Source organism: Pseudomonas sp. LBUM1672 (genome assembly GCF_059695655.1).
Window position 1 is genome coordinate 683,047 of record NZ_CP166781.1, and the last position, 16,197, is coordinate 699,243.

The 16,197-nt window shown below is 56.4% G+C and carries 4 protein-coding genes; 3 read left to right on the top strand and 1 reads right to left on the bottom strand.

Features of this window, described 5'->3' with window-relative positions; translation table 11 throughout:
- Nucleotides 1-335 precede the first annotated feature (335 nt).
- Complete coding sequence (locus tag ACA053_RS03045; protein WP_497394515.1) at nucleotides 336-7,376, top strand: TcdA/TcdB pore-forming domain-containing protein; 7,041 nt, start codon at nucleotides 336-338, stop codon at nucleotides 7,374-7,376.
- Between the two features lie 136 nt (nucleotides 7,377-7,512).
- Nucleotides 7,513-14,607, top strand: coding sequence for a TcdA/TcdB pore-forming domain-containing protein (locus ACA053_RS03050; RefSeq protein ID WP_497394516.1), 7,095 nt, complete (start codon nucleotides 7,513-7,515; stop codon nucleotides 14,605-14,607).
- A 20-nt stretch (nucleotides 14,608-14,627) separates the two neighbouring features.
- Here the strand turns inward: ACA053_RS03050 and ACA053_RS03055 are convergent, their stop codons facing one another.
- Nucleotides 14,628-15,224, bottom strand: coding sequence for a MarC family protein (locus ACA053_RS03055; protein WP_007937197.1), 597 nt, complete (start codon nucleotides 15,222-15,224; stop codon nucleotides 14,628-14,630).
- A 158-nt stretch (nucleotides 15,225-15,382) separates the two neighbouring features.
- On the opposite strand from ACA053_RS03055, the gene ACA053_RS03060 reads away from it, so the two are divergent.
- Nucleotides 15,383-16,054, top strand: a complete 672-nt coding sequence (locus ACA053_RS03060; RefSeq protein ID WP_497394517.1) for a hypothetical protein — start codon at nucleotides 15,383-15,385, stop codon at nucleotides 16,052-16,054.
- The last annotated feature ends 143 nt before the right edge of the window (nucleotides 16,055-16,197 follow it).

A 16,197-nucleotide genomic window follows, 5' to 3' on the forward strand; every position in this document is an offset into this window, starting at 1 on the left:
GCGGTTTGTTAATAAGCGTTTCCGTCAAATATAAAAGTTACACTTGTTTGGCGAGCTTAAGTGTAATTATTTAATTGGCTGGTTGTTCGATTGAGGTTGTTAATTTTATCGCTTAGTATTTTTTGGGTCTTATAGCTTAATTAGTGTTTGTTGTGTCTTGTGTTCGATAGAGGCCTCGTTAGAGCAACTGTTCAGGTTGTTTGGAGTGCCATCACCGCCAGAGCCTTCAGCGCTGGTTTTCAAAGTTAGTTCAGGGTCGCAAACGTCGACGGATGGACCGTGCGCGACGCTGCTGACGGCGCGTATTTAAAAATTCTTATAAGGACATGGATGTTATGAATCAATCTCAGGTACCAGCCTTGGCGGGTAAGTCGTTTCTTCAGCATTTCCAGTCAGACGATGTTCAAACACTCGCGAGAGAGTTTCACGCCGCGCCTGAATATGACGCGTTGGTTGGCTATTACACAGCGTGCGTAAAGGATCAGCGATGGACTGACCTGATGGCGCCGTTGTTATTGTTCAAAGACACGCTGGACGCTCTGATTGGCCAGCGAACCGCGCCGATATCGCCAGCGTTGGCCGACCTCTCTGCGCGGCTCGAGAACTATTCAAACCGACTCGTCCAGACTGTTCGGATGTTGAATCCGGTTGCATCGCCAGTGCCGAAAATAATGCACTTCGTCTGGGTGGGCGGGAGCGCAGTAGGCGCTATTCAGCGAGACTACATCAACATCTGGAAAGAGGTCATGGTCAAGGAAGGCCATACGTTCAACCTGTGGTACGACAGTGACGCAGTGCTGGCGTTCGAGATGAATCGAGTGATTCTGGAAAGTGCCAGGGCGCATGCCATGGAGTCGGGGGGAGCGACAATCGCCACGCCGGCAGAACTGGCCCGGATGATCGAGCATCGGGCCCGGGTGCTGAAGGTGCAGATGGCGGCCCATCTCAGTCAGGAACGCTGGGCTGGCAAGGCAGATGAGGCGCGTATTGATCTGATGGTCCGTGCCTATGGCAAGGATGAGGCCACCCTCATCGCGTTCAGACAAAAATGCCTGGACAGTCACTTGGCGATGATTGATGAGCATCTGAGGCTGCGCGACGTTCGTGAGGTGTTCAAAGAACACCTTTTATGGGACGTGTATGAGCGCGAGGTGGCAGGACGAGGGAACTTTGCAGCCGCCAGCGATGTGGTTCGTTTGCAGGTCGAAGCGCTGGAGGGCGGCCGCTACAGTGATGTGGACTACTTGCCGCAATTGAAGAACAGACTGGGCGGTGTCGATATCACGTCCTTCGACGAACGTGCGCGAATTGGCGTATTGCAACTCCTGCTCAATCACAATGAGTCGTTGATGCCCGGCCGCGACCCCGGTCGATACCCTGACCGCACGATGATTATTCCTGAACAACACAGGAAAGCATTAACCGAGTTTGCGCTGCAGCGTCCGGGTGTTAACGACATATTCTCGGTACCGGTAAATAGTGAAACGCCCATGGACGGTATTCGCATGGCGATTCAGAACAACGGTGAAATGAATTCCCATATCGTGGCGCATGCCGGCGCTGGCTCGATCCAGGCAATTATCGAATTTATCAGGTTCAACTACGATTTCCTGTCAGCGTTTGAATCTCGATTGAGCACGGAGGGTGCAGACTGGAACAGTAACGCGGCCGTAGAAGATATTCTCGTGGCGATGGTGAATGAAAAAAATGCCGAGGTGCCTGCGCTGTCACAAACGCGCCGAGAGTATTTAGGCAAATTGGTTGCTGCCATTGGTACTTACTACCGTGACGGTATTCGTTATGACTCCCGAGGGACCATTGATTTAACCGGGCCCGGGGCTGCTATTAAAGGGCTTGAGGAGTACGTGGAGAAGCATCTCCTGTTTGAGGGGAAAGACGAAGTTCGAGATCGGTTGAAATTATCGGATGGCTACAACGTGGCCACCGAAGAAGAGAAGGTTTCTGGCTGGACGATCAATGCAACACCGCAAGAATGGTTGCAAAAGGAGCAAGCAAACTGGGCCGAAGGGAAACTGAAAACACGCTACAAGGGGAATTTTTCCGAGCTGTTGAGAGGGCAAACCCTAAGCTTCGAAAAGGGCTGGCCGCTCATCGAGGGACGACCGGTTTTGCTGACTGGAACCCTGCAGCGGTTGATGGATGAGCTGGGGGAACCCTTCATCCGTGCGATGAACGAAAAGCTCAGCGGTGAGTTGAGTTTTGATAAACCTTTTTCCCTGGACTTCGATGAACGTCAACGAATTCTGAACCAGCCCCTTGCAGAACTGCCGGTTTCCCTTGGTTTCGATCCGATTGGCAATCTGAATGAAATGATCGTTCGCATTGCCCGTGGGTCTCTGCCGCTCGAACAATTGAGTCCGGTACATCGGGTGGTGTTCGGCGGTCTGTTCGGCGCTCCGACCCTGGACAATGCCGGTTTCACCACCGCCTGGCAGCAGCTTGGCGCGCTCGCGCAAAATACGTCTGACCGGGGCCTGTCCGAGCGTTACATGGCGATCGAACAGGTGTTGCTCACGCAGAAAAGCCCCGCGTTCGAAGCGGCGTTTGCCGCTGTCAAAGCGCCGTTTGAACCCTCCAGGGAAAGCGCTCAGGTACTTAAGGTTCTTTCATTCGAGAAACCGCTGACGCTTCGGCAATGGGGCGAGAGTGTGGCTCGCATCAGACATCAGACTGAGTACGAGCTGCGCACCTACATTCTTCAGCGCAGTGCCTCGGTGCGTAAAACACTCCTGGAGGCGGGTGCGTCGATGGCTCGGTTAATGCCGCAGGGTTTGCTGGTCCGGGGCGACGGCGACCCCGGCAGGCGCTGTTATCCACTGGCCTTGCTGATGGCGGCGGCGACTCATCAGGGCCGCGAAGCCGTACAGGCACTGAGCGGCAGATTGGCCAATGCGCATTTCTCGCCCAGTGAAAGTGATACCCATGCCTTTCTTCAGGCGCTCGACGATTTACGCGCCATCCCCCAGTCCGATTTTGGCGACAAGCTCGGCGCGTTGAGTTTCGACGGAATCTTCGAGACGTTGGCGGCTAAATCCGCACCTTGCACGTTGATGCTCAATACCGAAAACCATTCGATGATGGTGGCCAGGACCGGGACGGCCGAACACAGTAGCTGGTCTTTCTACGATCCCAATTTTGGTGTCTTCGGTTTTGATCGGTTAGACCATCTCAAGCTTGGCATGAAGACACTGTTCAGCACGTCCGACCTGGCCAGGCAGTATGCGATCGAGTCAACGAATCGCTCACCTTTCAATGTGATTGAACTGGATGGCAAGCGCCTTGCCAGCAAGCACCTGCCATCGAAACTGCAAGTATCGACGCTGTTGGGCAATGAATCCTTGAGCTCGGGAAAAAGCGTCGCGCCGTGGTCTCATCACGCCCAATTGCGCACGCGCGCGCTGTCCGAAAACGCTCGATTGGGACGTGGCCTGTCCGAAAGGGATGCCAGCGTCTGGGCGACGAAGATGGATCAGGTCACAAACCGAGTGAGAGCGGCGAATGAGCTGGGGAGTGAGTACGTGCCCGTATTCGCCACCCTGCAAGCCCAACCGGATGACGGCTACACACTGTCGTTCATGGATGTCAAAACGCAACGAATCCGCGAGGTGACAACCAAAGAGCCGTTCCTCAAGCAGATCAAATCGTTTCTGGACAAGAGTATCGAGTACCTGGCGGGCCCCGGCGATGGACATAAACCTGTCGATCCGACGGATGTTTCCGAGGGTAGCCGGCTGAGTTTTGCGTTTGGTTTCCAGGCGTTGATCACCGAACTTCGCAATCGCGACCACAATGCGTCGCCTGGAACAGAGTCGAACCTGGCCGTCGCCGTTCGTCTTCATGGCTACCTGGGTTACGCGCAGTTAGCCCACGGTATCGCGCTCGACACGCTGCAAATGGCGAACCTGATTCGCCAGCTGGTGACTGCCGAGCGAGCGATCGCCGTCAGGACGGCTTCGGCGGGCGGGCGGCTGCTGACGCGTGTCGCCGGCCCGGGGTTGGGGCAGGTGTTGGGCGTGGTCAATATCGGTTTTGATATTTATGAGCTCTACAACGCAGAAAACCACGAACAAAAAGCGCGTTTCGGCACTCAGCTGTTGTTCGATGTCAGTGCGGTTGTGCTCGATGGCGTCGCGCTGGTGGTCGGCGGGACAGCAGGTGCAGTCGCAGGGTTCTTGTCGGTGCCGCTGCTGGGTATCGGCATCGGCGTCACGGCGATTGCCGGCAATCTCGGACAAATCATGGACAAGGCCGAGAAAGTGGCCGAACTGTTTACCCGGTTCAAAACGGCGTATAGCCCGCAGGCGTTTTCGGTCAAGGAGGGGGTTGTATCGATAACGCCCGAGTCGGTGGTGGAGATGCTTGATCTTCGCGAAGGGGTGATGGTGTTCGGCAGTCAGGGGCTCTTTCGCTCTTTGGGTGGCTCAGGGCTCCCGCGGCCCGATGGCAACAAACAGAACGCCATTATTGTTCGCGAAAGCATGGGGCTGCCAAAACAGGTCGCGATTCCCGGTCCGCGCGTTCATGGTCGATTCAACGCTGTCACGGCAGATTCGGCCTTGCTGCTTCCGGGTACACCCACGTGCTATTACGGTTATGAGTATCAGCTGGGTTCCGATCCGGAAGTCTTTGAGTGGAGCGACCTGCTCTTGAGCGTGGTCGGCAGCTTATCCCTCCTGCCCCGTAAATCGTATCCACAATATGACGTTTTACGGGATCTTGAGGCCAGGGAAGAAGGTTTCTACTTCACCCACGCCAGACCTTTCCCGCACATCCTCTACAAACTCAATCCTGTTTATGAGCCCACGATCATTACCGTGCGCGTAGGAAATGAAACGCGGGCGCTGTACGTTCCTGAATTACCGCGAGAGATGAGGGGCAAGGTTTCTTACCGTATCGACACGATGAGGGGGGCTTACTCACTCGCACTCAGGCCAGGACTCGTGGCGGTCCAACTCAGTGCGCGCCCGGGTGACGAGGCGGTGAGCTGGGTGTTGATCGCCGACTGGATCACACCACAACAAGTCAGTATCGGCGACGCGGGATTGAACATCGACGGTATTGAGCTGAGCATCGATACCGGCACCGAAGTGTATGTTCGAACAAAAAACCTCGAAACCTACCGCGTTGACCGCGAACACCGGCAACTGAATCTGGCATCACTTCAGGCGGCCGACGGACGTTACTCGCAGGCTGAACTTGACCGTTTGAAAGTGCTTCACCGGCAGCAGCGCATAACCAATGCTCTGATACCTGCGGGCAAGTTTTTGCTGCCTTTTGGCAATCTGGAAAAACCGCAATACACCGTGGGTTGGTACGAAGTGGCTAAAGAGCGGTTCGTTTATGGCCGCCAATTCCAGGGCTCCGTCAGCGACAAACTGCAACTGGCCGGGGTGCAAGACGATCACGCTTATTTCTATCACCCGGACCAGTCCCTGATATGGCGAGTCAATGCCATCACGGGTTTGACCACCTGGCGCTACAGCGTCTTCAACCGGGGAAGTGAGGAGGCACAGATCATCGGTTGCCTGGATCGGGGGGCCGGCGTCGTTCAAGTGACCCAACGGGTGCGCCTGACCAAGACCCAGCGTTACCTGGTGGTTTATCTGATTCATGGCCTGGAAATCACATTGGTATCGGTGTCGAGCGAGCCACCTGACTATTTCGATACTTTGAAAGATGTCGTTGCGCTGTTACAGCAGCTCGATATGCCGGTCGCCGCTGATGTCGGCGGCGCCGAAGGGCAAGCGTCCTGGAAACCTGCGTCCTTTGTGACGGTGACGTCAGGCGACCTCGACAAGCCGTCGCTGCCAAGATGGATCAACGGTCAGAGCCGCCAGGTGTTGACGCCGCACCTGCCCGTTAGCGAAACCGCTGCGGCGCAACCCCAATTGAGCCTGCTACCACTGAATGACCCGGACGCTACAGCGTTCCTTTTTCACGATGCGCTCAGTCAACACCTCTATCACCAAGCCTTTACCGGCACTGAAGCGCAACGGGTTCCAATTCCAGGCAACGTCATGCTCAGGATCAGCGACGGCGGGTATCTGGTCGTCAACGAGTCCGGGTTGATGTTTGACGTTCGCCAGGACGCGAGCTTTTTCCTTAACGGCGTAACGGGGGAGTGGCTGGATGCTCACCCGATGTGGATGAGCGATCTGGAAACCCTTGGCAAGGAATATGCGGTTTCGCTGATGTCGCTCTCCGGACTGTCGGACATCACCGGCCAGTTGCCTGTCTTCGCGCGTTATCTGAGCAACAAGCTGTTGATAGCGGATATCGCGGCTGAAAAGGGTTGCCGTCTGCTGTCCGTCACTCGTGATGGCAAGCACGCCTGGTTACTCGGCCTGAGCACCGGCCACCTCTACCGTCAGGCGTTCATCGAACCCGAGCAGTTGAGCCGCGCGTTTGGCAGCGGCAGGCGGTTGATCAATGCTGACGCGCTACCGCGACCGGAAAAAGTGTGGGGGCCATGGACATTTTCGCAAGTGCTGCCCTATGGCACCGGTTTGCGTGGCCGTACCCGTGAGGGGGTCAATCTCGAACTGATTGAAGGCGAACCGGCCCGGATTGTCAGTGTCGAGAACGCCTGGTCCTATCGTTACATGGAGTCGACGGAAGCGCTGACAGAACGCCTGAAAAACCTGGTGTCCGGTCAGGCCCATGCACCTTACCTGCCGATCGGGTACTCGACCGGCCGTTATGCTTATTACGTGCCTGAACTCAATCGTGTATTTGAGGTTTCCGGCAGGGCCGACGGACAGTGGGCGAACTTCCTCGGAACCCAGCGAGGGAGTGTTCCGCTGCTGTTTGATCCGGTGGAGGGCTTGATCTTCAACCGCAATACCAAAGAGGTTCTGTGGGTTGCAGCGAACAAGGCCAGCCGTGAGGGGGATGTCATGACACTGGAGGTGGCGGGAGAGGTGAAAGACCTTCTGGCCCTGGTGCCCGACGGTGTCAGCACAGTGATTCTGGGAGGCGCGGTCACGGGGTCGATTTATCACGTGTCGGACGCGGTCTGGCAGCACTTCGATTGCATTGTGGTTGATTGCACTGACTGGCCTGGCGTTGACGCAATGTCCACGCGCCTGATTCTGGCAACCGGGGCGCAGGATGACTGGCGTGTCGACAGGGCGGACACGCACCTGCTGTTCACCGATCCGGACAACGGCAGCAGCCTTGTTTTCCGATCGGCTCAATCTGAGGATTGGGCATTGACCCAGTCGCTGAAACTGAGTGTGCAAGTCCTTGGCGGTACGCTTGAGGTCGGCGTCCATGAGCTGTGGCAAACCCTGTTCGATCAGGGCGAAAGCAGCCTTGAACTCAAGGTGCTCGTCGAGAAGTTGAACTCGGTCTGAACAAACCGGGTGCGGCCATTGGGTCAATACACTCGTTGATACGCGACACGCCATTTCCGTGAGTGTTTTGCGGCCTCCTCTTGAGGCCGCTTTTATAACGGCCGGTCATTTTTTATTTTTACAGGGAAGTCTCTTTATGGGTGAGCAAGCAGCTCGTCACGTGCACGGCTACGTCAATTTTATTGATCTGTTTAAACTGTCCGAGCTTGAACAGGCGTTACAGGAACATAAAGGTACAAACGAATACGACGCGGTATTTCGATATTACTTCGCGTGTATCGCGGTACTCGATTTCCCGAGAATGCTTGCGCCGCTGAGTTTGCTGCGCGAAGCCCTCGGGTCTTTTGTTGAACCCGGACGCCGGCGTCGACGCGCCGCGGAAATGGAACGGCCAACGGCACAGCCAAGCGACGTTGTTCCGGGTCTGACCGAGATCCGAAACAGGGTCGAAGGCTTTCAGGAACGCCTGTCCAGCAGCGTTGAACAGCTGAGTGCCGCGGCCATCGAAGTGCCGAAAAATCTACACTTCGTCTGGCTTGGCGGTGGCATCGGCGCTATCCAGCGCGACTACATCAATGTCTGGAACAAGGTGCTGGCCGGGCAGGGCTATACCGTCAAACTCTGGTACGACAACGACGCCTTACTGGCCTATGAGACCAACCGGATCATTGTCGAGGCTGCCAAGGCCGATGCGATGGTTAATGGCGGGCATGGCAGCGAATCGTATCTTGATCTTGTTGATAAGTATGAGGAACGGGCGATTGTTCTCAAACAACAAATGTTCGCCCATATCAACAAAGCGGTAGAGCGCGGTGTTAGCGCTGATGAGGCGCGAATTGATCTTCTGGTCCGTGGGTATGGCCAGAATGAAACGACCTTGAAAGCGTTGTGGGAAAAGAATCGCCAGAGTCTCTCGGCCATGGGCGAGGCCGGCGTGGAACTCCGTGATCTTGCAGCGAATGAAACACCGTTGCACATGCAGGCCATTTACCAACGGGAAATCAGTCTGCGAGGCAACTTTGCTGCGGCCTCCGATGTGGTGCGCATTGAGGCCTTGATGGCCGAAGGCGGAAGCTATGCGGATGTCGATAACCTGCCACCGCTTCTGGAGAAGCTGGGTGATGTGGATATCAGTCAATTCGGCACTGATGCGCGCCTGGGCATAATGCAGTTGTTGCTGGATAAAAACCCGCAATGGATGCCGGGTCGTGAGGCATCAAGAAGCAAGTACACCGATTACTTTGGGCGCATTCCTGTCGAACATCGCCCGGCGCTGGAGCGTTTCGCTAAAAGTCGCCCACAGTTGAATAATGTCTTTCGCACGCCTTCAGAACGCCTTGTTCGTCCGGATGGACTGCGAGCGGTTGCCGAGCGGAGCAGCCTGAGTAATGCGTTTCTCATGGCTCATCCCGGATCGACAATGTTGAGGGCCGTGATCGACCGCTACAAACTCAACTATGAGATTGTCGACGCTACGGCCCGCTTGGCCATCGAGAACCAGATCGCGTTGATCGATGCCGAGACCATGAGTGGTTTTGCACGGGAGGTGGTTGAGAGAACATTTGGCCCGCTGGATGTTCTTTCGCCGGAAGAAGAAATCGCCCTCACTTTTTTGATTCAAGCCGCAGCGACTTACTACAGTGACGGCATTCGCCCCCAAAGCGAAGTGACCATCTATCTGACCGGGCCCGCCGCGATGCGTGATGCGCTCGGGGATTACGCCAAACTGCACTTCACCCCTCGTGCCGCGGTTGCCTGGCGTGCGGACGTGGCTATTGACTCCACCACCACGGTGAACCTTGCCACCGAGGAGGAGCAGGATCACTCCTGGAAAGAAAACGAAAGTGACACCGTCGAATGGCTCAAGAACGAAAAAAAACGTTGGGAGGCCGGACAATTCAAAGCGCGTTACGTAGGTAAAGTGGATCAGTTGTTAAAGAGTCAGACGATCCATTTCGACCAAGGCTGGCCAATCATCGAAGGTCGACATGTGTTGTCGACCGAGTTGCTGCAATCCCTGGCGCACCACCTTGGCGAACCCTTTTGGCGAGCGATGAGTCGGCGGACCACGGGTGAGGTGACGTTCGACAAGCCGTTGCCGCTGGGTTTTGACGAGCGTCAATCCATCCTTGCGCAGGAGATCGCGCTACCGTCGTCGTTGGTCGGTGAGCCGGCCACCGGGGATTTGCCTCTGGATGAGTTGCTTCACCGCATTGGCCGAGGGACTTTGCAGGTTGAGCAGCTTGACCCCCGGCAACGGTTGCTGATCGGCTCGATACTGGGGGCGCGAGCCATGGATCAACGCAGCTTTGATCAGGTTCGCGCACGGCTGGAGAACCTTGCCAACAACGTGTCTGAACTGGGCGTGTCACACCGTTACGGAGCCATTGAGCGGGAGCTGTTCAAAGAAAATCCCCCAACGTTCGTTGCCGGTCTGGCCAGTGCCTCGATTCCCACTGTAGCGTTGTCCGAGAGCAGTATCGAGCTGAAGAAACAGGCGTTGGAGCAATCTCTGACCTTGCGGCAGTGGGGGCGCCAGGTCGCCCGGATTCAGCAGGTGGCAAAACTCGAATTCCGCGACCGCATCAGCGAGCGCATGACCGACGTGTTGGAAAGCTTCGATCAAGGCAGCTTCAAGCTGGTGCCACAGGACTTGTTGCTGATGGGCACCGGTGACCGGATCGCCGGGCGTTGCTACCCATTGGCATTGGCCATGGCGGCGGCGATCAGCAAGGGGCGCGATGCGGGCAACATTCTTCGTGAGCGGTTTTACCTGGCGGTCATTGAACCCGAGAGCCGCGATTCGAATGCATTCGTCAGTACGCTCGAAGAGCTTCGCGATGTCGACGTGCATGAGCTCGGCGGGCCGGTGGTGCGCTCCGATCTGGCACAGGTGATCACGGCGCTTGAAAGGAAAACCGGCAGCGGCACGTTGATGCTCAACTCGGATAACCACTCGATGCTGCTGGCTAAAAGTTTCGTAGGCGAGCGCAGTACCTTTCATTTCTATGATCCGAATTTTGGCGTTTTCGAGTTCGATACTGCTCAAGCGCTCAGCGCAGCGTTGACCCATTTTTTCGTTCATCAAGAAATGGCAGGGCCTTACGCTGCTTACGGCGAGCCAGCTCGTCCGACCTTTGATTTGATTGAACTCGACGCCGCTCGACTCAATGCAAAGGTACTGTCATCGGGTGTCCGAGTGTCGAGTCTTTCCGACTCGGGCAGCCTGCCAGAACAAGCGCCCCGGACAAGGCAGCGACTGGCCAGCGCGCGAGGGCAGTCGCTGGTCAATAACGGGGTGCTGGGCAGTTCGTTACTGGAACTGGACGCCCACTGGTGGGGCGGACAGATCGCGCAGGCAACACGCCAGTTGCAGGAGCAACACGGACTGTCGTCGGGTGCCGTTGCGTTGTTCGAGACATTGGAGATCACTCCGGCAGGCGAGTACAAAATCAGTCTGGTCGATACCGATCCAGCGCAGACCCTTGTGCATGTCACCACCGAGGATCCGCGGTTCCTGAGGATCAAGAACTACCTCTCGGACACCTTCCATGCGTTCGCAGCGCAACCGCATGAGACGGTCGGCTCGCCTGACCCCACGGACGCCGGTAGCATCCATACGCTCAATGCCGGTTTCACCGTGCAAGCCTTGATGAACGCACTGCGCCATCATGAAGGCGCGGCCAGCGGTGGTGACAAGGCCCTGACCACTGCCATTCGCTTGCATGCCTACGTCAACTACGCCCAGCTGGTACACGGCAACGTAGTGGATGTGATTGGTGTGGTGACACTGGTGCGTCAGGCACTGGACGATGAAAAGCTGATCGCCCGCACCAGTGCGCCGTTGGTACAAAAGGCGTTGGGTCATGTGGCCAATGAAGGCGTCGGTACGGTGTTGGGGATGGTGAATGTCGGGTTTGATATTTACCAGTTGAGCCATGCCACCAATGACATTGAAAAGGCGCAGTTCGGGACGCAACTGGCGTTCGACTCCGCAAGCGTCGTGTTGGGTGCCGCCGGGCTGGGTGCGGCATTGGCGGGCGCGGGTACTGTGTCTGCGGTGTTGGGCGGTGTCGGGGTGATTCTGGGTGGGTTGGCGGTGGGCGTCGCTGCGCTGGCCGAAGGGTTTGCCACCATTGCCGGGGAAGCCAAAGAGGTTGCCCTGTTTTTTGAGGGGCTGGAAAAGGCTTATCTACAGGGCGGTTATCGTCTGGACACGGTCTCGAATGCCTGGATTGCGCATCCCCTGCTGGTCTTCGCCGATCTTGATCTGCGCGCATCGACAGTCCGTTTTGACAGCCCGAAACTGTTCCCGCTTCGCGACCATTTAGGGGTTCCGGATTTCGATGTGGATTACAACCGCGCCATCGATATTCGTGTCGGCCTTGGCTTACCCGACTCGGCGTCTTTTTCACCGCGGCCTGGGCAGCCGATCGTTTTGCCCGGCACCCCAAAAACCTGGTACGGCTATGAGTACAAGCTGCTGCCGTTTGTCACGTTCCGTCATGCCGGCGGCTTCGATACGGCACGTCGGCTGGAGAAAAAGAATGAGCAGGGGCAATGGCAGTTCCTGTTTTCGTTCTACTCGTTTCCCGGCGAGTACGTGGTCAACCGGCTGAACCCTGTCTACAAACCCACGGTGTTCAAGGTTCGTCTCGACAACATCAAACGCTCGCTGGTCGTGCCGGCTCTGCCGAAGTCATGGCACGGCCTGATTTCCTACCGGATAGAAGGGGCCGGTGCCCACTGTTCCGTGCTGCTCAATCCCGGGGTGAACGTTGAGCTCAATGCGCCCGGTCACGTAGCCATGCGCTGGGTACTGCAGGCTCCGTGGATGGCGGAGTCAGACATTCTGGTAGCCCCTGAGGGTAGCCTCGTTTCGGCTACGTTGGGTGTGAAGTTCACCGGTAGCGGCGTTCACGAGGTGTTGCTCAAGCTTGCGGGGAACACAATCATGCGCGTTGATCTTGTTGCGCTGAAACTGGAGGTGGTCGAAGTAGAGGCCGATCCGCAGCTCGGGGAGCAAGCGTTGCTGGATCACTTCAAGTCATTGGCCCGTGAACATCGACTGGCGATGCCTTATACCCCCGTTCACAACTTTGTGGTGCCATTTGAAAAGCCGGACGAACCGAGGACGGTGGCCGCGTATTACGACTCGGCTCAGGACCGTTTTCTGTATATCCGTGACCCGAATGTCCTGTTGGCCGATGAGGCAGTGCTGGGAGCCGTGGTCAACGGCTCGGCCTATTTCTATCACCCCGACGGTTTCGATGTCTGGCAGGTCGACGCGATCACCGGCACGCTGGTTCAACGCTATCGTTTGCTTGTCAGAGAGGGGTTGAACATTGTCCGCTGTGAGGCTGTGGCCAGCGGCGGCATTCAGGTTGTTCAGCAGTCCACTCCAAACGACGGCCGGCACGATGAGCTGACCTTCCTTATCCATGAGCGTGCAGTGATACTCGGCTCGATCACTCTCGGTCAGGATCCTGCTTTGCAGGCTGCTTTGGAGGTCGACACGCTGACGGACTGGACGCAGGTACTGGGCAATTATGTGTTGCCGGCCAATTCCATCGATACCGTGAATTGGCGCCCCGGTGCGCTGGTTTCGATTTGTTGGCAGTTGGAAGACAAACAGCGTGATCTGGTCTGGGTCCGCGATGTTGACGGGTTGATCATCCGTGCAGCTGCCCGGCGTCACCATGCGCGGGGATGGAAGGATTCGATCAAGGCCCTGAACTCTCTTTTGCTGATAGCTCCCTCAGGTGCCGAGGGCGAAGTGTTCGTGACTTATGACAAGGACATTAACAGCCTTGTGCGACAGCAAAGGTCGATGGTCGAAGGGCTTGTGCAATGGTCTTCCAGAGAAATATCACCCGCGGGACTGAAAAATGTTGTCGCCGTTGAGCACGGGCATCTCGCCCTGACCGATTCCGGCCTGTTCTTCAATATGACGCCGGACGGGTCTCTGCGCCTGGGCGGATTGACCGAAACCTGGTTCAAGGATCGAGCCCGGTGGTGGTCCGACCTGCCAGCGGTGTCGACGCAGTACCCGGTGTCGAGTTTCGCCCTCGTTGGGTTGACCAACTTTACCGGGGACGCCGGTTTGTGCGCCTGGTACCTGGAGGATCGGCTGTTGCTCGCGGATCTTGGCCATGGCAAAGAAGTGCGGTTGCTGAGTATCGCCCCAGACAATCAGGCCGCTTGGTTGTTCGATCTTTCTACGGGCAAGATTTTCAGCCAGCGCTTTATCGATACGAAACACTTGAACGCTGCATTCGGCCAGGGCACCAGGCTTTTGCAACCGCAGGCATTGCCCGCCCCGGTGCAGGAGTGGGCGCCCTGGGTCTTTTCCGACGTGAAGCCGGAGGGCGCGGGCCTGAGGGCAACGACGCTTGATGGTATCGAAGTGGATTTACAGCACAACCAACCGGTGCAGATGACGGGTGTGGACAGCCGCTGGGTCACGACATTGGTGGGCCCATTGAGTGAGGGGTTGGCGGCGCTGGCGAACGAACATCGATGCGCCGATTTTCTGTCCGTCAAAGACCCTGAGAGCCTTCAATGGTATGTGGTCCGGACCGGGCGATTGATCCGGATTCCTAAAGCCGCCATTACGGCGCAATACACGCTGGTGGGCACCCGGAATCAAACCAGTGTGATGCTGCACGAAAGCGAGGATGGTCTGTTGCATACCTATCCGCAGAATAGCTCGGTCGGGCCGCTCGACTATGTCCAGCGAAATGCCGAAGTGCTGGTGGTCGAGGGACCGAAGACTGCCAACGACCTTCTGCCGTTGATTGCCGATGATGTCAGCATCCTGGTGCTCAAAATGGGGCAAGGGGCAACGACCAGCCGGTTGACCCGAGCGGCCTGGATGAAACTTGAATCGGTCATCGTCGATTGTCGTTATCCGCTTGAGCGTCCACCCTTGATTCCGGGGAAACTGATTCTGGACGCCTCAGTCATGGATCAGCTATGGGTCAGCCTGGTTGAAGAACATTTGGTGATGAACGGCCTGGACAGCGGGCACAGCCTGATCTTTCGCGGCGTTTGCTCAAAGGATGTCGGGCTGCGTGGTGATGTGTTCCTTACGCTCAATGGCTATCGATCGTGTGCGGTTTCGCAAATAGTGAGCGAGTTGCTGAGGCAAAAGGGCGCTGCCGGCAGTGCAACGTTAACGGAGCTGATGTCGAATTATCAGGTCGAGGTGATCGCAGAGCCGGCTATTTAGAACACGTGTTCGCTGGCGGGCTACGGCACCAGATAACCTTTCACGCCCGTGAAGATAATCTGTGCCGCCAGCGCGCACACAAACAATCCCATCAATCGGCTGACAATCTGCAGGCCCTGGTCACCCAGAATCCGTTCGATGCGGTTGGACAGATAAAGGACGACGCCAACCGTAAAACTGGCCAGGGCAATACTGAGAATGGCTGTGAGTTTGTCGTCCCAATGCGGTTGGCTCACGCCCATCACCAGCAAGGCACCGATGGTGCCGGGGCCGACCGTCAATGGAATAGTCAGCGGGACGATGGTCACGTCCTGCTGCACATTGTCGGTCTGCACCGCCGACTTGCCTTGTGCCATGCCCAGCGCCGAGATGAACAGCACGCTGCCGGCGCCGATGCGGAATGCATCCACGGTAATGCCGAAGACGCTGAAAATCACTCGCCCGAACAGGTACAGCAATACGCTGGACACCAGGGTGGCGGTGGCCACTTTCCAGGCCAGGCGTCGCTGTTCCTTGCGTGAATAACCGCGGGTCAGGCTGATGAAGCAGGACAACACGAAAAACGGGCTGTAAAGCACCAGCATTTTCAGGTAAACGCTGAACAACACGTGGAGCATGGTGGTCGCTCTTGGGTCAGGGAAGTCCAGGGGAGTCTATCAGGCACTACGGGGCCTGTCGGCTAACAGGTGTGGAGTTGTTAAGCGTTTTTTCAATCGCAGGAGAAGATTCTGCGCAGCTTCAAATCAATCAATGGAATGTAAAAAGGAGCATCAAAATGGAATTTGCATCACAAGAAAAAACTCAGGGCATTACGCCGCAAAATGGCGCCGCGGTTTTGCACAACAGTTTGCTGGGTTTAAGCGCTCAGCTGTCGAGTCAGGACAGGCAGTTCGTCAAAAACAGCATTCGATACGCCAAAGCCCGGGCAGACCAAAAATACAACAGCGTCAAACAGGCGGCTGACTGGTTCGAATACTACTCCGGGGTAATGTGGTCTATCGGCTGGGGGCTTGATCAACCCCTGGTTCAGGTGATTGACAAAAAATTCTCTGGAAGTGTGACGCGTGCGTATCTGGATGTCATGTCCAGCAGCGTTGCGCGCAGCAAGCTTGCGTCGCTTGAGAGTGCTTTAAACATGCTGCAGAGCGATGAAGTGTTGCAAGGAACGTTCGCCGCTAGAGTAAGAGCCTCCGGCGAGTTTGAAGTATTGCCCGCCGACCGTGAGCCGGACGGCGCCTTGGGGATATTTTTGAGCCATGTTCGCCTGCTAAAACTGGATTGGTCGACGGGCTTCTGGAGCGTGGGGCATTCGATGGCACAATTAGATATCCGTGTTCGACAATTTACCATTCGACAGCGGGTCATTGAGCAAAACCGGAAGGAACTGCAGGACGCGATAACCGAGTTAGAGGATAAGGAATTTATCGATTTATTATCTCATGGCTAACTCATCAAGCGAGTGGGTTGGGTTTGTGTTGAGTTGCTTGTGTGTTGTTGGGTGGTTGTAATTATTTGTACGTGTTCCGAGTTGAGTCGCGAGGTTGGATTGGGTAGTGTTGTCTTTGAGCTGGATTGGCTCTTATTAATAAC

What these genes read in the sequence shown, in the direction of transcription:
- ACA053_RS03045 (WP_497394515.1), top strand. Translation starts at nt 336, where the DNA reads ATGAATCAATCTCAGGTACCAGCCTTGGCGGGTAAGTCGTTTCTTCAG.
- ACA053_RS03055 (WP_007937197.1), bottom strand. Translation starts at nt 15,224, where the DNA reads ATGCTCCACGTGTTGTTCAGCGTTTACCTGAAAATGCTGGTGCTTTAC.
- ACA053_RS03060 (WP_497394517.1), top strand. Translation starts at nt 15,383, where the DNA reads ATGGAATTTGCATCACAAGAAAAAACTCAGGGCATTACGCCGCAAAAT.
- ACA053_RS03050 (WP_497394516.1), top strand. Translation starts at nt 7,513, where the DNA reads ATGGGTGAGCAAGCAGCTCGTCACGTGCACGGCTACGTCAATTTTATT.